We start from the raw sequence: 23,249 nt of genomic DNA on the forward strand, positions 1-23,249 counted from the left end.
CAGAATGTGTTGAGTGGATTCATCCTGTTTTATTGATTCAGAAGTTGCTTAATGGCCTCGTCATTGCCCTGGTCAACAGCTTTGGGAGCCACGGATGAATCACCGAAAATCATGTCCAGCTCGGGAAGGCTCACCTTGGTTCCGGGAGCAAATTCCTGACCGCCGACATAGTTGGCAATTGATCGGAGCAACTGGCGGGATGCCGGACGCTTCTCCATATTCTTATCCACATCCATGCAGAGAACAAACAACTTGCCCTTGCCCACGGCTGCTTCGAAGGCGATGCCCAGCTTCCTGTTGAATTCATAGGTATCAACACTCTGAATCACGGGCTTCAACTGGCGCAGTGCCGTCAGATCCACCGCCTGGGACGAGTTGAGAATGTCCCACCACTGCCAGTCGGCATATTCATCCGTCGGGAAGTTGCCAAAAGCCTTGCTGTTTTTATCAATCAAGGTACCTACAATCATCGGATTCCAGCGGAACATGATCGGGTTCCAGAAATGACTGGCAAAATGCGTCTTCCTGCCCTTCGCATCGCGGGGAATAAAGAGAACATTTTTGCCCTCATTCAAATCGCGACGGACATTTTCATTCCACTCGCGGGCAATGGTATAGCCTTCCGTCGGAGCCGGAGTCCCCGCTTCGGGGTACACCCAGATATCCCAGGAATTCTTCAGTCCATCGGCACTCGCCAGCTTGAGCGTCAGTTTGGACGGTTTCGTGACGTCCTTCAGCGGGATTTTGACAGAGCCAATTCCCTCAACCGTACTGCATGGAATCTCCTTCATCGGCAGCACGCCATTGATCACGACATCACCGGACTGAGTCTCCAGAGACCACTTGAGATCACCCTTTGGAAGCGGCTTGTTGCCGTAGTGATAGACCTCAAACTGCGCATCGAGTGTTTCTCCACTGCCGTAAACGCGTTGGGGGATGCGGCAAAGAAGAACCGTCGGAGCACAGGACTCACGGTATTTGGCAGGTTCCACCAAGCCCTTGCTCTCCCAGAAGGCATCGAGAAGGCCGACGAAGGCACATCCCTGCCCCGGAAAGTCCGCCAACCCCAGCAACTGGAATCCGCCTGAATTCGGCGTACGGAGGAGGGATTCATTCACTTCCTTATACTGAAGGACAGTATGCGCCCCCGTCGCCTTGAAAAACTCGTCAGCCTGTGCCAACATGCCATTGGCATCCAGTCGTTCACGGAACACCTCGAAGTTACGCGGAGCAAGCACTCCCGTATACTTCTTCATTTCATCAAAGTTGGGATACATGCATCTTTGCCCGGACTCGTGGGCAATGACAGGTACGTCAATATCGGATTCCTTCCGCTTGTCCCACATTGTCGAAGGATTGCCTTCGTACACGGTAATCCCTCCCTTGCCGGTAACGTGTGACACATAGAACTGGTCGGACTTGACATGGGTACGCGCTGTCGAAGCAGAATACAGACGCCGGGTATCGTAAGCCTGCGCCTTCTTGACAAGATCCTCCAGCACATTGAAATCACCCTGATTTTCATTGCCATTGCACATCAGGATAAATGAAGGATGGTTGCCGTATTCATCGAGGATCGCGTACATTTCCTTCTCGAAGAAATCGCGGCGCGCCGGGTATTTCCCCACATCCTTGATCCACATGGGAAGTTCCGCCTGCAAATAAATCCCCACTTCGTCCGCGGCCTGGAAGGCAGCCTTCGGCGGACACCAGGAATGGAAGCGGATATGGTTCATCCCATACGACTTGACCGTTTCAAAAATCTTCTTCCAGTCCGCCGGATTCGTCGATGGATACCCAGTCAGCGGGAACACCGCACAATCGAGAGCTCCACGCAAATGGACATTGCGTCCATTCACCTGAACATGGTGTTTGCCCTGAGTCACTTCGCGCATCCCGAACACGGCAGACTTCGAATTCTTCACATCTCCCACGGACAAATCAGCAGTCAATTCATACAAATTGGGAGTGAACTCATCCCACAGCTTCACATCAGCTCCCATCGGAATCTCGGCTGAAACCGTTGCCCCCGCCTTATCCAGCACCACGGGCACCTTCTGCGTGGCAACAAGCTTGCCGCCTTTTTCACGAACGGAGAACATAAGTTCACCCTTCGCCTGTCCGGCATCGGGATTGGAAACCACTGCTTCCACACGCACACTCGTGCTGGCAAGCTGGGGCATAGTCTTGAGCTTGTCCACACGGATGCGGTCATCCGCAATCAACTCCATCTCCCCGACAATACCATTCCAGTTCGTCTGCGTGTACTCCGTCGTCCCGTGGTTCCACTGGTCCATAGGGTACTTGAGGCGGTTGTCCACGCAAATAGTAATTTCATGTTCGCCGGGCGTGAGTTGCTTCGTCAAAACAAAACGATTCGGCGTGCTCAAACGCTCATCTACGGCAACCGGATTGCCATCGACATACACAGATGTCTCCCAATGGCAACGTTCCAGATGCAGCACAATCTCCTTGCCTGCCCAGGATTCCGGGATAACGACACTCTTGCGATACCAGGCCGGCCCCATAAACTCGAACTTTCGCGTCAGGCGATCCACATGACGAGCCGGATTGGCCCCCCCCTTCCCCGCCTGATCCGTCGTACCGGGAAGCAGAATGGTGTCGTTCAGATCCTTCTTATATAACTCGGAGCCGGGTGTCTTGCCAAAGCCCATCATGTCCAACTGGAACTGCCAGGTACCGGACAAGTCGATCGTTTCTTCGGCCATGACCGGAGCTAGCCCCATCAGGCCGCAGCACAAAAGGCTGGCAGCATGGTATAATCCCGACCGGAAACCATGTCGGCAGGATGTGTTCTGATTCTTGTTCATATCTTGATTGTCTGCTTAAGATTGGGGAATTTATCTTCGTTTGGCGATGAAGTTCAGTCTTTGCTATGAAGAAAAAACGTAGCGGATTCAACATCTTTAGTGCATTTGAATCCATTAACGCGAGTTTAACGAAAAAACACATTGAAGTCGTTGATTGTCACCTCTATGTTATCAGAACAGATTTCCTGTTTTTAACGCATTCGAAACGTAAAACACCTAGGAGAAACATCTCATGAATCGAGACAAAGTAACTCTTCACGACATCGCCAAGGCCGCTGGCGTCTCCCAAATGACTGTATCCCGAGCCATCAGGGGAGCTCCCGGAGTCGGCAAACAATTGCAACGCTCAATCACCAAACTGGCTTTGTCCATGGGATATGTACCCAACCGCAGCCTTCATGAACTCGGCAGGCACGGTTCCTCCATGACTGTCGGAGTCATCCTCCCCTATCTGGGCAACACCATCTTTGCCGAAATTCTGGAAAACATCGAAGCCGTCCTATCCTCATACGGTTACCGTATTCTTCTCTGCTGTACTTTCAACAATCTCATCAAGGAATTTCACGATGTATCCTGCCTGCTCGAACGGCAAGTCAACGGCATTATCTGGGCACCCCTCCATCTGGAAGACAGCATACCCGCTGCCACCATCATCAAAAAACAGCACTGCCCCCTCGTGTTCGTCGACAGGAAAATCCCTCAATGGAAGTCAGACTCCGTCCTGGCGGACGACTTCGACGGTTCCCTGGCTCTGACCAGGCATCTGTTGGAAATGGGACACACCCGTATTGCTTACGTTGGAGCCAAGCAAGACTCTTACGTCGAATGGAAAAGAAAACGGGGATTCCTGGAGGGAATGCAGGAACGCAACCTGTCCGTACCCGACGAATGGATCATCAGGGGAGACTCCGACATCGCCGGAGGAAAAAAGGCGGCAAGCCAACTTTTGAAATGCAGGCCAAAGCCCGATGCCGTCCTCTGTTTCAACGACTCCCTGTCCATCGGGGTCGAAATGGGCCTCCTGGAACACGGTATCAACATACCGCAGCAAATAGCCCTGGCTGGTTTTTCCGGTACTTTGGAAATGGAAACGGCACGAGTCCCAATCACGGGAGTCTTTCAGGACGCCGTCGCCCTTGGCAAAACCTCGGCAGAATTCCTTTTGAAGCGTATGATCAATACCAAAGTCAAACTTGCCCACGAAGAAAAAATCCTGCCCACAAAACTCGTTGCCAGGGAGTCTACTATCGGATCCCAGAAAAAGGAAAAGCCCGCAAGTTATTGAACTTACGAGCTTTATGATGGTACAGGGAGAGGAATTCGAACCCCCGACCAACTGCGTGTAAATCAGTTTTTTTCTTTCACGATCTGTTAGGAATACTGTAAAATACTAGGTTTTACAAGGGTTACGGAATACTCGTGAAAGGAAAATAGTATTCAAAAAATGGTTGCTACGGACAGCCTACGGACAGCTCGAAAATGAACTTGAATATATCCTGAATCCGTACATGATGCAGATTATACTGTTTATGATAATATTGCACGAACAAAACTTATGGGCGATCAAAATGAAATAAAAATTGTTCCCGATTTCACGCAAGGCAAAGTTTGGAAAGCATGTAAGCTAGAACTTATCTTTGTGTATTTTGTTTTGTCGTCGGTCTATTCGGGGTGGGGGGATGCTACCATCGGTTGCATCATTTTCTTTTTTCAAATAATTAGATTTATAATATGTTTGATTCCAGCAATAATTTTTAGGTTAATTTCAAATAAACAGCATGGAAAATTTATATCCGCCACCATGGTGGCTTTGTCTATTATTATATTTCATATATTCAACGAATACGTAAGAATGGAATGTGGTATTATCATAAAATCACCAATAACAATAATATTATCTCTATATATATCAATGTTTGCATATAAAATATGTAGAAGTTCTGTTGGATTTGAATCATTGTTTCTGGGGAGATATACAAGAGGAATCGGATATTATGAAAATAATATTTTATTAACTAAAAAAGAAGAGGAATCAAAAAATATATATTTGAATAACAAAAGCACTCATAGGCCATATATTCATAAAAACATCTTGGACTTGTTTATGGAAATGTATGATCCATGGAAACAGTTTGACGGTGTAATAACGACGGGTGAGAACAATAAGAATATTGTTAAATTTGAAATAGCTTGTTTTTTGTATTCTAAGATATTATGGTTGTTTATCAAAAAATCAAACAGCGAAAAGGCTAATGTCGCGACAGATGCGTTTGCTTCTGACTTTTCAAATGCTTTCCAAATAAAAAAAGACTTTGTTATTTGTGTCTTAAGAAATAGATTTTGCATATATAGGAATTTATTCAGGCAAGATAAAAATTCACTTGTCATGCTAAATGGAATTATTAGAAAATCCTTGTTCATTGGCGATTATATTATACTACAGGAAGAACCATCTCAAAAATATTGTTTATTTAATGATGCCGATTTTCTATTAGAGTATAATAGTGACTATTTTACAAATGTTCTCAGTGTTCTTGATTACACATATTTCAATTACAAATACATCAATAAAGTTGTTTTGAATGATGACAAAGGTATCCAGGAAATAGTTAAGATGGTTTCAGAATTACTGAACAATAACCAGACTAACCATTAAAAAACCGCCCGTTTCGGGGCGGATTTTATAATGGCACATCAAAAATACCTTGGATTTCTGACCAGATTCCAGGGTAATCAGGCAATGGTCCTTTTGACGGGAGAGTCGTCCTGAGTTCGTGGCATCTTTTTTATGACGCCAACGATGTTATCGAACTCACCTACCCGATGCAAAGCGGCATGGCTATCATTCCTCAGCTTTGTTCTGTTACGAAGATGGGGAGTGCTTCCACGACCTTGTCCGTGAAGGTGGGCGATTCGAAGGATGATGACCGCTACTCCACCGCGATTGATATCAAGGATGCCGCGACGACTCCCATTAAAAAGGAGTTTGCGGGCGGAGCTGATATGATCAAGCCGGCGAAGTGCGAGCATGATCTTCCAATCATTGCCACGGTTACGGCCGCATCCGGCGTCGCTACTGGAACGAAGCTTGTCTTCACCCTTGTGACTGCCGCAATCTGATTTGTTGTTGTATTGGAACCCTGCCCGCACCTTTCGCTTTCACGTGAGGGGTGCGGGCTTTCTCTTTGAAGATCATGAAAGAAGTTGATGTTGTGAACATGGCTCTTCTGCTGCTGGGGCAACCCAGGGTGACGGATGAGCAATATAAATCCCAGGCGTCCGAGCCGTCCGTTTCGGGGAAGATGTTTTTTCCTCTTGCTGTAAAGAAGATGCTCAGGAAGCATCCGTGGAGTTTTGCCTTGCGTCGCGAACGGGTGTGCAGTTGTCCGCATGGCGGAGACTTCCGGGCTGATTTGCCCGATTCCTGTGTGCGCCTGATGTTTCCGTATGCCGGAGGGTATCAGGTTTCCGTGTTTTCGATTCGAGGCCGGGAGATTGTATCTCCTGAAAAGGTGGATGAAATCGAGTATGTTGACGGCGATGTTGACATTGATTTCTGGGATCCGCTCTTTACGGAATGCGTCGCATTGGATCTGGCTGCAAAGCTGGCGGGGCCTGTGTGCCAGTCTCCTAATCTGGAATCGGCCATGATTCAGAAGTTGAACCAGGTTGAGTTCCCGGACGCGATTACTCAGGACGCGCGGGAGGTTCTTTCTGCTGAGAATAACCCGACGATGAAGAATCTGTCGAAATCTCTTCTTTTGAGGGCAAGACTATGAATGATCTTTACGTATCGATGAATGCGGGCGAGTGGAGCCCGCTGTTGACATGCCGGCATGATTTGGACAAGCGCAAGGCTGCCTGCAAGAAGCTTGAAAACATGATCGTGCTGGAACACGGGGGTATCGCTCGGCGTCCCGGTGTGATTATTCAGGATTCTGTTGCCGATACGGCGCACAGGCTGATTCCTTTTGAATCGAGTCTGGTCAATGCGTTTGTTCTGGATATACGCAGTGGCGCGACGGATGTTTACAGTTCCCAGGGGGCGAAGGTTGCTTCTGTTGCCTCTCCGTGGACGGATTCCGCGCTTTCGGGGATTCAGTACGTCCAGATTAACGATGTGATGTTTTTGGTGCATCCGAATCACCCGGCACAGAAGTTTTCATGGCGAGGCGGAAGTTCGTTTACGATGGAGCAGCTTGACTTTTCGACGATGCCGCAAACCGATTTGATCACAGATAACAACCTGACGATTACCATGTCGATTGTTGACCAGTGGTGGACGATGGATGCGACCGCGCAGAAGGATGTCTTCACGGCTGATATGGTAGGCACCACAGTGACGGTGAACAGGACGATGGGCAGCAAGTCGATGGAGATCAAATATTCGGCCTCAATTGCTGCAGCAATATCCAACGAACCGAACAACAATACTATAATACAAGGAATCCCGGTTGTGGATAATTTGGCAGGATCCACAATTGAACCGGGGAATAGTTTCTGTCAGACCGAGGGAAACGGCTGGTATAGATGTTGGAGTGCCATGAAGCAATTCACTCCCGCGGATGCCACGCGCGGGAACAATGCCGCTTCGTATGGCGATTATTTTAAGGAGGGTATTGTTTTAAGGAATAGCAGTGGGAACAGCATGTTTTTAGCCGGCGCGGGATGGAGATTCCAAGTTTCCGGATCGTTTTATGCCGAATATAGGATTTTTGCCGCGCCCGCAGATCAGTTGGCGACTATCGATTCTGTCAACCCGGAAAGGGATCCTGCGTTCTCGGTTATCGTTACGGCATCCTCGACGACGGAAAGCCAGCAGCAAATTGACGCAAGCGGTTCTTTTGACGACAACAGGGTCATTGCCGCGAAGTTGATTCGTCTCAGGAATTCTTCTCCCGGATTGCCTGTTTTGACGATTGATTCGTTTTCTCTTGCGTACACAACACAGGTAAAGAGTGTTTCCGGGACGAAGAACGCGGCATTGAAGGTTACGGCTCCGCCTATGATCTCGTCAGACATGACGTCGAATTTCACGGCTACCTCATGGAGCAAGGCGGCGATTGCGAAGGCGTCTTATCCGGGTGTGATTGCCTTTTACCAGAACAGGCTTTGGCTGGGCGGGATGCAGGAAAAGCCGCAGACGATTTATGCTTCCAAGATTGATGACTATACGAATTTTGCGACGGGCAGCAACGATGATGACGGCTTGTCCCTGACGGTGCTTTCGCAGAGCCGCGACAAGGTTTGTTGGATGGCTGCCGACGACGGGATTGTTGTCGGCACGCAGTCGGGGGAGTGGGTGATTCGCGGGCAGTCGGGCAAGTCGATTACTCCGTCTTCGTTTGAGCTGCGGAGGCAGTCGGGTGTCGGATCCTACAACTTCATGCCGGTCATCGCGCCTTCGAGCCTTGTATTTGTGGGGCAAGGGGCGACAAGGCTTCATGAATATTCCTATGCCTACGATCAAGACAGGTATCAGGCCGTCGATTTGTCTCTTCTGTCCGATCATGTTTGTGAGAGCGGGATCAAGGCAGTTGCTTTCCAGCGTGCGCGGGTTCCGGTGATTTGGTGTGTGCTGGGCAATGGCGAGCTTGCCGGATGCACGTACAACAGACAACAGCAAGTGGTTGCGTGGCACAGGCATATTCTCGGCAGCGGCTGGACATGTGAGGCGGTAGCGGTGATTCATGATCCGAGGGGTGGCCAACCGTCAGGATATGATCAGGTGTTTGTTGTGATAAGAAATTCGTCTGGCCGGTATCTGGGGCGGATCGTGTTCAATCCCGATGGTGCGGCCTGGAAGGATGGCAATGTACTCTACGATGCCCATGCCGTTCTGATGCCGGCTGATTTTATTGCCCAGGACGGAAATACGTTGTCCGGCAAGAAGCGTGTCGGCAAGGCGTGGCTGCGAATCCATGAGGGTTCCGGATTAATGGCCGGGACGGAAGGGGACGGATTGACGCCTGTTCCGTGGAATACGAATGAGCAAGGATGGGTGCAGCATACATTGACAAGCAGGACTCAAATGGAAGCCTGTTTCGAGATACGGCATTCCTTGGAAGAGGCGTTTACCTTGCTGGCAATCAACCTTCAATGGGCGCAGTCATGAAGATTCAAGCGCGATTGGCCAATGATGAGGATGCGGCGATGGTGGACGGCTGGATGCGGAGGCGCGGCAAGCTCGCGTGGGATCCGCGGACTCTTCCGCCAACGGGTGTTGTGATGGAGGTTGACGGGGTTCCTTGTGCCGCCGCATGGCTGTTTGTCACGGATGGTTATTGCGGTGTGGGATTCCTGCATAATCTGGCGACCAACCCGGATGTTTCAGCGGTGCGTCGGATGGCGGCCGCGCGTGGGCTGATGGATGTGATGCGGGACATTGGACTGCAAAACGGTTGCCATATCATTTTGGGCGGAATCCGGGATAAAAGACTCTTGAAGACAGCTCGCCGTCTTGGGTGGATGGCGGGCGATGAAATGGAAACCCCTGTATTTCTGAAAATCTGATTATGGCGGAAGCACTCGCAATAGGAAGCATCATCACGACGGCGGCGGCTACGGGGTACAGTATGTACGCCAGCAGCAGGCAAGCCAAGGCGGAAGAATCGATGGCAAATTACAATGCCAGGCAAGCCGATATTACGGCTCAGAATATGGCAGATGAAGCCTATGAGGAGAGCCGACGCGCGGAAGTTGAAAAGCGTCGCGCCTTGGCATCCGTGAATGCGGATGTGGCGGCATCCGGCGCCGTGATGGAAGGAAGCCCGCTTGCCGTCCTGGGCGAAATCTCGAAGCGGTATGAGGTGGACAGGCTCGACACTCTCCGCCGTGGCATGACTCAGGCGCAGCAGACAAGAACCCAGGGGCAGATTGCCCGCGCGCAGGGAATGAATCAGGCTGCCGGTCTCAGGATGGGAAGCATCGGAACCCTTCTGGGAGGCGTAAGTTCCATAGGGTCTATTGGATCGAATTATTACTACTACAAGGAAAAGAACAAGCCCAAGGAATTGAATCAATGAATGTCAGGATACCAAACTTCGGAAGCCCGCAAAGCGGATATGGTTATATGCAGGTTCGCATGCCTGCGGCTATCCACGACGGGCAGCAGGCAATTGCATCAGGAATCGGCAAGTTGTCAAAGGGCATGCTGGATGGCCTTGATGCAATCGAGAAGATGCGGAAAGAGGAACGCGATGCCGCCCGCAAGGGTACGATTCTTGGCGCACAGAACAACTATGACGCCTTCATGGCGAAGCTGGATGCCGAGTACAACAATCGCCAGGATACGGACAAATGGGAGGAAGACTATATCAATAGATCAAACCGGTATATTGATTCCATACTGAAGAATGTTCCGCAGGAAGACAGGTATGACGTCGAGCTTGTTTTGCGCAACCGTCAGGGAGACGGACATGTTCGGGTGATTGACAAGGCGTCGGGAACCGCACGGAATCTTTATGATCAAAGTTGGACATCCGCTTACAAGTACGCCATCGAATCGCAGAACTACGATGAGGCCAAACGTCTTGTAAGCGAGAGGACAGACTTCACTCCTGAGCAAAAGGAATTTTCAAACAGGAGTATCAAGCTGACTCAAGATAAGGATTTCTATCGCAACATGACAGTCGATAATCCAACGCGTCTTTATGATCTACTAAACGATGGGAAATTGAATGACTTATTTACTCCTCTTGAACAGGAGAACCTGAGACAAAAAATCCGAAGCGGAAGAGATGACGTTTTACGGGATGGCTTCTACAAATCATTTGTAATGGAAAAAGCTTCTTCTTCCAAAAAGGGAGAAGACACTGAACCAGAATATACCGGACTTTTTACAGAACAGGAAGCTCGTTGGTATCGTTACAAGAAAGCAGGGAGGCTAAATGAGGTTATCGATGAGATCAACCGTGCTGCCGCCGTGGAAGCCAGGGCGTTTAATCCGAATTGGAACGATATCGATATGGCTGTTCGGAAGCAGCAGTATATCAAACGTTACGAAATGCTAGGGCTTGAGAAGGAATTCCTGAATAGCCAGTGGTCAGCAGCGGAAACAGAGCGGAAGAATCTGAAAAGCAAGACAATCGACACAGAACGCATCTTGGATAGAATTCAGAATACGGGACTGCTGATTGATAAAAAAGAATATGACAAGGCTATTTCTACATATGTTAAAGATGGCAAGGTTGATGAATCCTTGTGGGAAATAGACATAAAACATCCTGTTAATTCAGGAGAAATGAGGAAGAGATTCGGGCAAATCGCCGGAATAAAAGACAATCTCTCTGCGAGACAAGCAAGAATTGCTTATGAAAATTGGAAAAGAAAGGAAATATCCGACAATCTTCGTGGAAGAATTTCTGAAGAATTCAATGCTTGGAGATCCACGCAAGAAGGGATTGATGCGTCTCCTGTCCGGCAACAAGAAGCCATGTTCTCTATTGCAAGACGGCTAACAGGCAATCAAGATCTTGGGTTGGATAATGATGCTAAGAATCTTGACGATGCCGCTCTCCAAATGGAACAACTTCAAGAAAACAAGTTTCTTCAGTGGGTTAATTCCAATAAAGCAACCATTCCGGCAAGTGATGTTTTCGGATCGATGGAGAAACCACAGGCGGTTACTCTTGGGTTTGATGCAAAACAGAAAGATTTGCCGGAAGGAATCCTTCTTCCCAAGTCTATGATGGAAGGATTCGACAAGGAAAACGGAGTTGTGGAAGCAACGTTTGACAATAAACATTATCGTCGATTCCGTGTTGTTGGGACATGTGAAGGAGATACTCCTAAGATGTCTTATGCAATCGCCAGAAAAGGATATTACGATCTACGTAATACATACCAGGTCAATATGTCGATACGTAACGGCAATACAGACGCTTTGATGAAAGAGCAGGAATTGAAAAAGAAAGTGAAGTCTACTTCGTCTCTTATTATTGGCAATGAAGCTCGCAGAGATAAGAATGGAAATCTTACGGTCTACAAGCTTCCGGCTGGTGACGGTGGAGGTACTCATGAAATTGCTGGGATCAACAATGGGAGCCACCCCCAGGAGTTTTCCAAGTTAAAGGAAATGCTGGATTCCGGGAAATATCAGGAGGCCGAAGATGAAGCGCAACGGTATATTGCATCATATACAAAACCAGTTGGAGATGTTCTTCAATCTGCCGGTGTCCAATCGTCTGGCATCGATTACTTCCTCCGTGACATGTATTTCAATGGAGGCGAATACGGAGTTGCAAGAGTTGTTCATCGCGCGCTTGGCATTCCTGATTCACGGAAGTTTGGTCAAGGGACAATTCAAGCTATCAAGGAATACCTTTCATCTCATTCTGAAGGAGATCTTCTCAATGCCCTTAGAGACTCAAGAGAAGGATTATATAGATCCATTGCGGCTAATAATCCAGAGAAACGCAAGTTCCTTCAAGGATGGATTAATCGAAACAATAATGCCTATGGCCAGGCAAGCAACATGGCGTAACCAATATAAACAATTCACAACATGCAAAACAATCCGCTGATTCTGAATCCTCCAAGTATCGACAATGACGATGACTTCAACGATGCGCTGAAAACCTTTAATGGCATTCACGACAAAAATAATGAAATAGCACGTTCTTTGGGAAATTCTATTGTCGATTACAACCAAAAACAACTGTTGGCCAATGGCATCAGCCCTGCGGCAAATTTCTATGCTCTTTCAAAAAAGAGAAAACTTGAAACTTTGGATGCCCTAGCCAGAGACTGGAATGAGTTTCCTGAAGCGAAAGAGAAAGCAAAGAATGTTTTGGGTGCGGAGTATGTCAAGCAATGGGAAGAGGCCGACGAAGAAGACAGGAGATGGCTTGGCGGCAATAAACTTTTGGAGCTGATGTATTCAAAGCCTGGTGACAATGATGCTGATTCTCGATGGAGGTACAACGATATCAACAAAACAGGAGTATTGACTACACCTGAAATCTGGAGCCACTATCTTAAACAGCGGGCTCCTATTGTAGAGGCTGAAAAGAAGGCGCGCGAAACAGCAAAATCATTTGCAGACAAAAGCCCCAGTTTTTTTGAAGCGATGGTTTCAGGTGCTTCGTGTCTTGAAGCTTTGGAGAAAGTCGAGGGATTAACAGAGGAGGAAAAGAATTTTGCGATTGAAAATTGCGGGATGAGATCGCAATGGGCGAAGAGCATTCAGAACGCCCGCGATTGGGCGAACTCTGTTGGCGTGCCGCTGAAATTTGTCTCGGAAGATGACGTTAAAGCAAAGGCCGATGAACTGAAAGCAAACTCAGGAGGGAAGTATTCCGGCGTTGTCAAGGGGCGTGGTCTTGTTGTGGATCATACGAAGCTTGCCAGGGAAAAGCTTGGCGATAACCAGAAGGGGATTATAGATGTGGATCCATACAAGGCAATGAGGTCGCTTGATGATCTCCGCAAGAAGGATCCCATGGCGTTTGATATTTTAATGGGTGCATACCAACTTCAGGCAACACGAACAAGAAATGACGGCACCGCTATCGTCTCTCCATTTGCAAGAACAATGGGAAACATGTTTGATTCTGTTGTTGATTTTTCAAGGCACTCTTCCATTGGCGATCTCGAAGAAGGAGATACAATTCATGAACTTCATGGGAGTGGTGATATGCCCGTCTATGTTGTCCGAGATAAAAATGGAAAATATGTCGATCGAACAGCAAGAACTCAGGAACGCGCTGAGCTTATGAGTTCAATTAAAAATATTCGCGCTCAGCTTGCTGAATCTCCTGATGGTGCTGGTGCTATACGCAGGCTATTTGACGGGCTAGGCAAGATGTCCGCTCAAACGGCAATGTTTCTTGGAACTCGCGGCGTAGGTACATTTGCAGCATTGTCTTCTGACAGGTATAATGAATTGAGGGGAGATGGGATAGGTGAATTTGAATCAATTCTGCGCGGGGGGATTGCAGGAGCAACAGAAGTAGCGGTCGAACGAATTGGTGGTGAAAGCCTGTTTCGTACCGTCAAGCTGATGAGAGGCATTCCAGGAATAAGCCGGTTCGCCGGTTACGCTGGCGGATTCCGCAATGCTTTGTCCAAAGGTATGTATGGGAATGCCGCGCTCCGGTTTGGAGCCGCTTCTGCGGCAGCCGGAGGCTCGGAATGGATGGAAGAGTTTATCCAGCCAACTTTGCAGGCTCCTATGGATGCGGCTCTTGCCAGGCTGTTCGGTTCTGGTAATGGGATGACCGTTCAGGATTGGAAGGATCAAATCGCGGCAGCGGCAGATCCTGAACTGGGGCTTCAGATGCTTGTTTTCGGGGCTGTTGCCGGTGGTGCTCAGATACCGGCGTTTGCCAGGGAGGCGAAAATCTCCCGTATTACGTCAGCTCAGATTATGGGCGTCGGAATCGACAAAACCGAAGCTGATAGACTAGCTGATGTGGCGGATCCCATCGAAAAGGCACGTGGAATTTTCGAAGCTATCCAGAATCAGAATGATAGGAATGCTCAGCTCAGCAATGTCCAGGAAGGATTCAAGAGCATGAAGGATGATTATTCCTGGTTGTCTCAATCGAAGGCGTATCAGGCAGAGGTTGAGTTGTTGAATCTTCCGAAGGTTGAAGATCTTGGAGATGGACAATGGAGGTTTTCAACTGGAACAAAGATTAATGGAACCACGGAATGGACTTCTGTTGAACTGGGAGAGAAGGAAGCAACCGCTCGGATGCAGGAGCTTTTGAGTGAGGGTATCCGTCAGCGCATGATTGAGGCGGCGAATGATTTTTCTGTGGAGAAACTCATTGGGAAATTCGCAGGAACTGGAAGGTTTGTGTTTGAGGATATGGGGGAAGCTGAGACAGTGGAAACAGCTCGCAAGCTGGCTGATGCTGCCCGGTTGCGTATTGATGAAGGAGCCAACCCAAATGATCAGGCTACAGATCTTGGGACACAAATGACCTATCAACAGGCTATCTCGAATGCAGATACTTTGCAGAATCGTATCGATCTTGCTGTCGAACGTGGTGAAATCAAAAATGCCGATAACACAGCATCCAGGGCGTACCGTGTGGCAATGAGGAATGGGCAGACTTTGATCAGGTATTACAAGGGGGAGGTAACGACGACTGAACTTCTGGAAGAGGTGCTTGAAACGCATCTAATCGAAGACATGGGGAATACTCAGCATGGAATCGATTGGTACGCTGAGAATATCAGGAAGACGCAGGATTACTTGCATGAGATGGGATATTTGAAGCCTGGGGAGGATTTGCTTACAGGGGAGGTGACGAAGAGCAAGGTTATTGAGGCGATGTCGATGCTGGCGAAGGGTGATATTCTTTACCGCTCCAATACGATGAATATTCCCCAGTGGTTGAAGGATTTCCTGATGATGGTGCGCCAGTGGGTTTCTTCAGCTAAGGCATTGCTTGATCTTGGGAATGGCATCCATGAGCTGGAAACACGGAGAAAGGCTGGCGAGGCTGTTCCTGTTGGAGAAGACTTTATCAAGACAGTCTATAACCTATCCGGCCACGTTGAGCAATACTGGCTCCGGGAAGGAGAGGAACAAGGAAGGGCTGACGCGAATGAAATCATCAAGGAAGTAGGTGGGAATAAAATAACTTATTCCGTGATGGCTTTGGATAATACAGGGAAGGTTCTTTCTCCAGATACATTTGTAACAAGACCGGACGGAAACCCGAACTGGTTTTCAATCCCTGAACGCAAGGGGCAGAAGGAAATGCCTGTCAGGTTGCTTATTGGTAATGACAAAAGTCTTCATAAAGGATACGGATTAACCCATATTGCGGCATCGCGGGATTTGGATGGGCTATGGGAACATACCTCTCCCGAAAAATACTTGTCCGATATTCTAGAAAATGTAAGTGAACTGTGGGAAATTACCCCTGGCCGCGAATTGCTAGTAAAAGGAAAAAGGCCGTCTTCCTGGATGATTCTGCAACTTGTGGAAGAAGATGGATATTATTCAATTACAACAGCTTATTTAGTTAATCAAAAACAAAAACCAAAAGGAAGGAAACTCCCCCTTGTAGAGCGAACATCTGGTAAAAACCAGAGGGATACTCGACAAAAGTACCTTTCTACAAACGCGGAAAGCGACACCGCGCACCTTGGTCCAGGATCGACAGCAAATGTCGCTCTGCCGTCCCATTTCGCTGGTGGAGGAGATGTTTTCTCTCTACCTCAAGGATCTTCCTCTGTCAACATTAATGATGTCACGCTTCATTTCGACGACGGGGGAACTATGCCGGCAAGCTTCTCCATTTCAGAGAACCTCAATAGCCTTGTCAACAGGGCTACTATTGATCGTATCGCCCCCCTGAAGGTTGTTAATAAACTGGCTTCGGAGATCCAATCAGACCTTGCAACCTGGGGACGTTACAACGGAGAAACAGATCAGGAACAGTTCTTCGCTTCATTGGGACGAAACATGACGTTGTTGAAAACAGCGTTAATGTATCTGCCGGTTGGGAAGCGAGGCAGAATCAAGCCAATTATTGATCGTGTCCAGATACTTACAGAACTGGCTACTACTGGGAAAATTGATAAAACAGCCGACATTAACAGCGCGGCCAGACGAGAAATAAAAAGAGGGCTTTCTGAGGCGATCAGTGAAAATCGCGAAGATATGGAAGTGACTGCGGGCATTGCTTCAAACGTTGCTGGCAGAGCAGCAGACAGAGCACCTATTAATAAGGTGTTCAATCAAACCATGCGCGACCAAATTGATGAAGCTAAACGAGCATGGGCGGAAGGCAAGCTCAGGGATCTTATTGAATCCACTCTGGAGGATGCAACAGAAAAGCTGAACCAATTGGCGCGCGAAGACATGCAGCGCAATATCCAGGATATGCTTGAGTCTGTCTTGTCCGTGAAGGTGAAGAAAGGAAAGAGGCAGAAGGGAAAAATCTCCTATGAAGCATACAGCTACCTTAGTGATCATGTTGTGCCGTTGCTCAATATGACAGCGGAAGCGAAGGAGTCTGAAATCAAGTCCGTTGCGAGTGAGATTGATAGAATCGAAAAAGAGAATCCGGATCAGATGGATGATACCACGCAGGCGGAACTTGATGATCTTAGGGACGATCTTGTGCGAGTGGAATTGTACGGAAATATCAAGGGCATGGACGCAGGGCAACTTGCTATTTTATCCGACAACCTGAGAGATTATATCCGCAAGGAACGGGAGGCGTGGAAGGCGAATGCCACAGCTAAACGCGAGGCACGCAAGGCTGTCTTCCGTAAGATCGTATCGACATTTGATTCGTCCGGCAAGAAAGTCCATGAAAACAGCTTGCGCGAAGCCAATGAGGAGTATAAACGCACCTGGTCAGCTCTTAAAAATCTCCCGGACTTTGTTGAAAACATGGATAATCTCTTGAACCGTCTTGAGAATATTACAGGGATCAAAGACTTCATGAAGGCCATGCGTTCTCGTCAGACGGAAGCATTTACAGCCATGTGGGCAGACAAAGACCAGAGAGGGAAGGATGTCCAAGCTATCTACGATAAGGTTCTCACGGAAAAATTCCTGAAGAGAAATAATATGAAAAGCCAGGTTGCCTGGATGACGTGGTTCAAGGAAAGTCACGATACCGGGATCAGGAAGACTGGGAAGATTCGCCAAAACGTTAATGTGGCGATAGAGACAGCCCGGGAACTTCGAGACATGACGGAGAAGGAACGTTCCGCGTGGGCTGACCGCAGGTGGGAGACCGGCCAGGAATATATCTCGATGACTACGATTGATGAGATCATCAACAAGCTCAACAAGTATGAGGAGGAAACAGAGACCAAGAAAGCGGAAGGGAAGCATCCCAGGGTGAGGAGTCATATTTCGGCGATGACCGAATATGATGCGGTGGAGACGCCGTCTCTTGTGCTGAGTAGAGATAATGCACTGTACATCATCTTGCAGTGCGAGCAACCTGACCAGGCTGAAAAGATGAGGATTCAGGGATATACGCCGGAGGTTGTTGACCAACTCCGAAAGTATGTCGGGAAAGAAGGGTATGAGATTGGCCGCATGTTGCGCGATCTGCTGAAGAAGCAGGGCGACAAGATAGCAGAACCATATCAGCAAGAATACGGGGTTCCGTTCCCGAGAGTGGAAAACTATTACCCAGCCCGGTATGTTGCTGCGGATAGAATGACGGATGAGGACGCTGCAGATATTATTAGTGGTGTTCCGACTACCAAGGGGCAGAATACCGGATGGATGAAACAACGTACTGATCACAACCGGACGGTCGATACAAGCGTCGGAGCTTTATCTATTTTCTGGGAAGCAACGGATCTTACTGACAACTGGTATCACATGCATGGCATCATTGAAGACTGGCGGGCATTATTGAGAGACAAGGCTGTCGCTGAATCTCTCTTGGTAAACCTTGGAAAGGGGGATCTTGCCCGGTTGCGTCGATGGGTTGATTTGCTCGAACGCGCTGGAAAGACACAAGGGCAATCTGTTGGACATTACAACAATTTGTTCAACCGTTTGATGTCAGGGCAATCCAAGGCAATCCTTGCATTCAGAATCGAAACCCTCATGAAGCAGCTTCCAGGTGTGCTTAATGCCTGGATTGGTGCTGAAGGTATCGGGTTTATGGATTATGTTGGAACCATTGCCAAGATGAGGAACAACACAGCCAAGATGAGTGTTTGGGAGATGTACAAGCGGATGGAGATTGATACTCGCAAGCGCGGAGATCTTGGAAAGATCGATACAGAGAGAATGTCCAAGCTGGGGAATGATGAGGTTTATTCTTTCGCGGAAGCTGCCAACATGTTTGGCATGGATCTTATGGATCATATTGATGCCTACACGAATGCTGTAGGATCCGCTGCTCTTTGGAATATCAAGTACACAAAAGCGAAGAAGGCAGGCATGAGTGAAGAGTTGGCGAAAGATGAGGCGTGGGCTGCCGTTCGTCAATCGCTACACTCTGCACAGCCCATCGAATGGTCTGACAAGTCGTTCGGCCAATTGAACCGGGGTGCATTTGGACATGTTCTATTCTACATGATGTCTGAGAACTTCAACAAGACAGCGAAAATCTACGGATTATTCAAGCAAGGGAAGTGGAAAAAGGCTCTTCAGGTGTGGTTCGTCTATGGTTTTGCCAATGCTCTAATTGGAGCCATGATTGATTTCATGAAGGACGATCCTGATGAATGGGATGAACGCACATTCTGGGGTTATCTCGGAGCGGCTTTGGCTGGCCCTGTTTCCGGGATGCCTCTGATAGGCGAGGGCTTCGAGTATCTTGCAAGCCAGATGGGTATGAAGGTGTACACTGGATCTGCCGGACGTGCTTTGATTGACGTCAAGCGTGGGTGGAGAGCTGGAGAGAAACTGTTTAATATGGCTACAGACGACAAGGATTATTCTTCCGGTGATTTCATTGAACAGACACTTCGCCTCGGTAGCTTCTTTGGTGTTGTCGGTGGTGCTCTTGGTGGAGTTGGCAATAAGACAACTCAAGCAATCGGCCAGTACATGACGCTAACAGGAAGTCTGATGAATCCAGTGAAGACGGCAACTGAGATTTCAGACTCGCATCTTGCGAACTAGAATCTGAGCTTCGATGCCTGTTCCTTGCTGTGCGCGTCGCGGAGGTGTCCGTAAACGCGCATGGCAAGGGCTCCGCCGTCTTTGTGGCCGAGCCACTTTGCAACTGTGGGGATATCTATGCCGGCTTCAATGCACGACGTGGCGAAGAAGTGGCGCAGGTCGTGAACTCGGACATGAGGCAACCCGAGGCGTTTGCAGGCGTTTGTGAGGGCTTTCCGTGGGCGATCAATCGGAAACACATGGGAATCCTGTGTTGCATCCGGGGTATGGCTTCTGATTGATTCAATGACTTCAAGCAAGGATGGGTTGATGTATAGCGTGCGTCTTGATGTGGCGTGTTTGATATCCGGGACGGAGATTGATTCCGCGCCAATGTCTTTCCAGAGAAGGCGTCTGGCTTCTTCGATTCTGAGGCCGGAGTAAGCGAGGAATACCACCATGTCGGTAGATTGTGAATAGACGTATTCTCCCTTGTAGCCTGACAAAAATTGTGCACGCTTGATTTCTTCGAGTATTGCCCGAAAGTCTTCCTTGCTGGGGATGTTGAATGATGTTTGCTGAACTTTCAGGTGATCAAGTTTTGCGGAGGGATCCGAATTGACGATTTTCATTTCCACAAGCATGCCGAAAATATTTCTTACGGTGGAAAGGATCCCGTTTGCTGTACGTGGCGAGCACGATTGAGAGACATTCTTCCACCAATTCCGGCACATTTGAGGCGTTATTGATTCTGCGGGTTTGTCGTGTTCGACGAGCCTTCTTGCATGGTTTGCGAAAAAACGTATTGAATCTAGGGCGCGTGGTTTGAGATTTGGCCGAAGTTCCTGCCGTGCTATGTACGTGTCAACAGACATGAACCAGGACATGCTTTCAATCATGGCGGTTGTTTCGTTTCCGGACTGTTCAAGGAAGGTTGCCAATTTGGCAATTGCTTCGGTGAGGACGGCTGTCCGTAGCGATTTACGGACAGTTTTCCGATTCAGGTCTATTCTGGCGTAATAGATGCCCGACGTTTTTTCCCGGTAGAGGTGCGCGTAGTCTGTCGATTCAAGCTGTATTCGCATAGACAGGATATGGCGTCCTGGTGGGAAAACTGCAATGATTTTCTCTTACTACGGATAGCCCTACGGACAGCCAATGCGATTTTCCAGAAAAAGGAAAAGCCCGCAAGTCATTGAACTTACGGGCTTTATGATGGTACAGGGAGAGGGATTCGAACCCCCGACCAACTGCGTGTAAAACAGCCGCTCTACCACTGAGCTATCCCTGCATGAAACTGGAAGGTGAAGGGCTTATACGAACGATCATCCTACTTGGCAAGAAAAATCATCCAAGAAGACATCGATTTACCCCGGGAAACTCATCTCATTCGGAAGGATTCCATGCCGCGATTAGGGATATGCGATGGCAGTTTTTTGGCTCGTCAATACCCGGACAGGCTCTATGATACAGGGTAAAACGACAGGAAAATCATGAGCGAAAACGTCATTATCATTGGAGCCGGCTGCGCCGGATACACAGCTGCCATTTATACAGCCAGGGCCAACCTGACTCCGCTTGTCATCACGGGATCCCAAATCGGCGGTCAATTGACAACAACAACTGAAGTGGAAAACTTCCCCGGCTTTCCGGAAGGAATCATGGGGCCGGATCTCATGTTCCGCATGCAGGAACAGGCAGAAAAATTCGGAACGCGCTTTGCTTATGAAGATGTCATTTCCGTAATCAAGGACGAATCGACAGGATTGTTCACCATCAAGACATCCAGCCAGGAGTACCAGTCCAAGACAGTTATTGTCGCCACAGGGGCTTCCGCACGCTACCCGGACATCGAAGGAGAAGAAAAACTGATCGGTCACGGCCTGACAGCCTGCGCCACATGCGACGGCGCTTTCTACCGGGATGTTCCCGTTGCCGTCGTCGGCGGAGGCGACAGTGCCTGCGAAGAAGCCGCCTTCCTGACTCGCTTTGCCTCCAAGGTCTATCTCATCCACCGCCGGGACACTCTCCGTGCCTCCAGAATCATGGCGGAACGAACGCTGGCAAACGAGAAGATCACTCCCGTTTGGAATTCCGTCATTTCCGGTTACATAACGGATGACAAGGGAGAAGTAGACGGAGCCATCCTTACCGATACCCGGACAGGAGCAACCTCCGAGCTCCCTCTCAAATGTGTCTTCATGGCCATCGGCCATACACCGAACAGTTCCTTCCTCGGAGATCTCGTCGATCGCGATTCCGCCGGATACATCATGCGGACTCCCGGGCTCATGGCAACCAAGACTCCCGGACTTTTCGCCGCCGGCGATGTAGCCGACCCCCACTATCGCCAGGCCATCTCGTCTGCCGGCATGGGTTGTTCCGCAGCCATCGAAGCGGAACGCTATATCATGGGACATTAATTGCCGTTCCCTTCTTTCAAGAGGCTCATTTTACCCTCTCCATGAACCATTACAGCGTCTTCGAACTGTTCAATATCGGCATCGGGCCCTCGTCGTCCCACACGGTTGGGCCGATGAGGGCAGCCAATCGGTTCCTGAGCAGAATTCAAAAATCTCCGTCATTGGGGCAGATCTCCCGTGTTCTCTGCCAATGCTTCGGCTCACTGTCCGCCACAGGACACGGACACGGTACGGACACGGCTATCATCATGGGTCTCCTGGGAGAATTGCCGGAAGATATTGATCCCAAAACCATTCCGGGCCGTATTGCCGAGCTCGACCGGACTCGGGAACTAACCCTGGCTCCCGGCAAAACTATTGAGTTCATCCCTTCCAGAGATGTTGACCTGAGCAACTTCACCCCCTTGCCTCTTCACCCTAACGGCATGCACTTCCTGGCACTTGATGCCGAAGAAAAACCTGTGGAAGAAATGGTCATTTATTCCACAGGAGGTGGTTTCATCTCGACGGAAGAGGAATTGCGAAACCCGAAGGATACTCCGGACATTACCTATCCCTTTCCCTATTCCTCTGCAGATGAACTTGTCCGGATGGCACATGATTCCGGAGTCCCCATCTCGGACATTGTCCTTGCCAACGAGTCTGTCTGCAAATCCGAAAAACAAGTTCGCAAGCAACTACGCCACATCTGGCACACGATGCAGCAATGCATCAAAAACGGACTGACAGCCAACGGAACATTGCCCGGCCCCCTCCATGTACCCAGACGAGCCAGAGCACTGCGCAAAACCCTCCTCATCCGGGGCGAAGCCCAATTGCAGGATCCTCTTTCCATTCTGGACTGGGTCAACCTCTACGCTATTGCCGTCAATGAAGAAAATGCAGCCGGCGGACGCGTCGTCACTGCTCCGACCAACGGAGCATCGGGGATCATTCCCGCCGTCCTCAACTACGCGACGAAGTTCTGCTCATCCCCGTACGACGATCCCGTCGAGCGATTCCTTCTTACGGCCGGAGGTATCGCGATCCTCTACAAAAAAAACGCTTCCATTTCCGGTGCCGATGTCGGCTGTCAGGGAGAAGTAGGAGTCGCCTGTTCCATGGCAGCCGCCGCCCTGACAGAATATTTGGGAGGTTCTCCGGAACAGGTGGAAAACGCTGCGGAAATCGGCATTGAACACAACCTTGGGCTCACCTGCGATCCCATCGGTGGACTCGTCCAAATCCCGTGTATCGAACGCAATGCCATCGCCTCGGTCAAAGCTCTCAATGCTGCCCGCATTGCCCTGCGCGGGAGCGGAGACCACTTTGTCCACTTGGACAAGGCCATCCGTACCATGCTGGACACCGGCCGCGACATGCAGTCCAAATACAAGGAAACCGCACAAGGCGGATTGGCCGTCAATGTCGTCAATTGCTAAGGGTTCTAGAGTTACGAAGAGAAAA

Annotated in this window: 13 protein-coding genes and 1 tRNA gene; 11 read left to right on the forward strand and 3 right to left on the reverse strand. The window is 49.1% G+C overall.

The features are described from left to right. Positions 1–29 precede the first annotated feature (29 nt). The gene (locus QET93_RS00040; protein WP_345786086.1) at positions 30–2,747 is read right to left on the reverse strand and encodes a sugar-binding domain-containing protein; all 2,718 of its coding nucleotides are present in this window, start codon (positions 2,745–2,747) and stop codon (positions 30–32) included. A 316-nt stretch (positions 2,748–3,063) separates the two neighbouring features. Here QET93_RS00040 and QET93_RS00045 point away from each other — a divergent pair, with 316 nt between their 5' ends. The 9 genes from QET93_RS00045 (at position 3,064) to QET93_RS00085 (ending at position 19,401) form a co-directional block, all read left to right on the forward strand. Beyond that, positions 3,064–4,116: a LacI family DNA-binding transcriptional regulator gene (locus QET93_RS00045; protein ID WP_280132548.1), complete on the forward strand. Its 1,053-nt coding sequence runs from the start codon at positions 3,064–3,066 to the stop codon at positions 4,114–4,116. Positions 4,117–4,386: 270 nt separating this feature from the next. Further along, positions 4,387–5,487, forward strand: coding sequence for a hypothetical protein (locus QET93_RS00050; protein WP_280132549.1), 1,101 nt, complete (start codon positions 4,387–4,389; stop codon positions 5,485–5,487). 179 nt (positions 5,488–5,666) lie between these two features. Then, positions 5,667–5,951: a hypothetical protein gene (locus QET93_RS00055; protein ID WP_280132550.1), complete on the forward strand. Its 285-nt coding sequence runs from the start codon at positions 5,667–5,669 to the stop codon at positions 5,949–5,951. A gap of 74 nt (positions 5,952–6,025) precedes the next feature. Continuing rightward, positions 6,026–6,610 carry a hypothetical protein gene (locus QET93_RS00060; RefSeq protein ID WP_280132551.1) on the forward strand — a complete coding sequence of 195 codons (585 nt, stop codon included), beginning with the start codon at positions 6,026–6,028 and terminating at the stop codon, positions 6,608–6,610. Then, entirely contained in the window at positions 6,607–8,946 is a 2,340-nt protein-coding gene (locus QET93_RS00065; RefSeq protein ID WP_280132552.1) for a hypothetical protein, read from the forward strand. The genes QET93_RS00060 and QET93_RS00065 overlap by 4 nt, the downstream gene beginning before the upstream one ends. Next, complete coding sequence (locus tag QET93_RS00070) at positions 8,943–9,344, forward strand: hypothetical protein (protein WP_280132553.1); 402 nt, start codon at positions 8,943–8,945, stop codon at positions 9,342–9,344. The genes QET93_RS00065 and QET93_RS00070 overlap by 4 nt, the downstream gene beginning before the upstream one ends. Before the next feature lie 2 nt (positions 9,345–9,346). After that, complete coding sequence (locus QET93_RS00075; RefSeq protein ID WP_280132554.1) at positions 9,347–9,856, forward strand: hypothetical protein; 510 nt, start codon at positions 9,347–9,349, stop codon at positions 9,854–9,856. A gap of 59 nt (positions 9,857–9,915) precedes the next feature. After that, complete coding sequence (locus QET93_RS00080) at positions 9,916–12,315, forward strand: putative peptidoglycan-binding domain-containing protein (protein WP_280132555.1); 2,400 nt, start codon at positions 9,916–9,918, stop codon at positions 12,313–12,315. A 21-nt stretch (positions 12,316–12,336) separates the two neighbouring features. After that, positions 12,337–19,401, forward strand: a complete 7,065-nt coding sequence (locus QET93_RS00085; protein WP_280132556.1) for a hypothetical protein — start codon at positions 12,337–12,339, stop codon at positions 19,399–19,401. On the opposite strand, the gene QET93_RS00090 is transcribed toward QET93_RS00085, so the two are convergent. Further along, positions 19,398–20,465, reverse strand: a complete 1,068-nt coding sequence (locus QET93_RS00090; RefSeq protein WP_280132557.1) for a site-specific integrase — start codon at positions 20,463–20,465, stop codon at positions 19,398–19,400. The genes QET93_RS00085 and QET93_RS00090 overlap by 4 nt on opposite strands. A 131-nt stretch (positions 20,466–20,596) precedes the next feature. Further along, a tRNA-Val gene (locus tag QET93_RS00095) sits at positions 20,597–20,671 on the reverse strand. A 202-nt stretch (positions 20,672–20,873) separates the two neighbouring features. On the opposite strand from QET93_RS00095, the gene trxB reads away from it, so the two are divergent. After that, the gene (gene trxB, locus QET93_RS00100; RefSeq protein WP_280132558.1) at positions 20,874–21,803 is read left to right on the forward strand and encodes a thioredoxin-disulfide reductase; all 930 of its coding nucleotides are present in this window, start codon (positions 20,874–20,876) and stop codon (positions 21,801–21,803) included. Positions 21,804–21,844: 41 nt separating this feature from the next. Further along, positions 21,845–23,224: an L-serine ammonia-lyase gene (locus QET93_RS00105; protein ID WP_280132559.1), complete on the forward strand. Its 1,380-nt coding sequence runs from the start codon at positions 21,845–21,847 to the stop codon at positions 23,222–23,224. Positions 23,225–23,249 lie beyond the last annotated feature (25 nt).

It is taken from the genome of Akkermansia sp. N21116 (assembly GCF_029854705.2).
Classification (GTDB): Bacteria; Verrucomicrobiota; Verrucomicrobiia; order Verrucomicrobiales; family Akkermansiaceae; genus Akkermansia.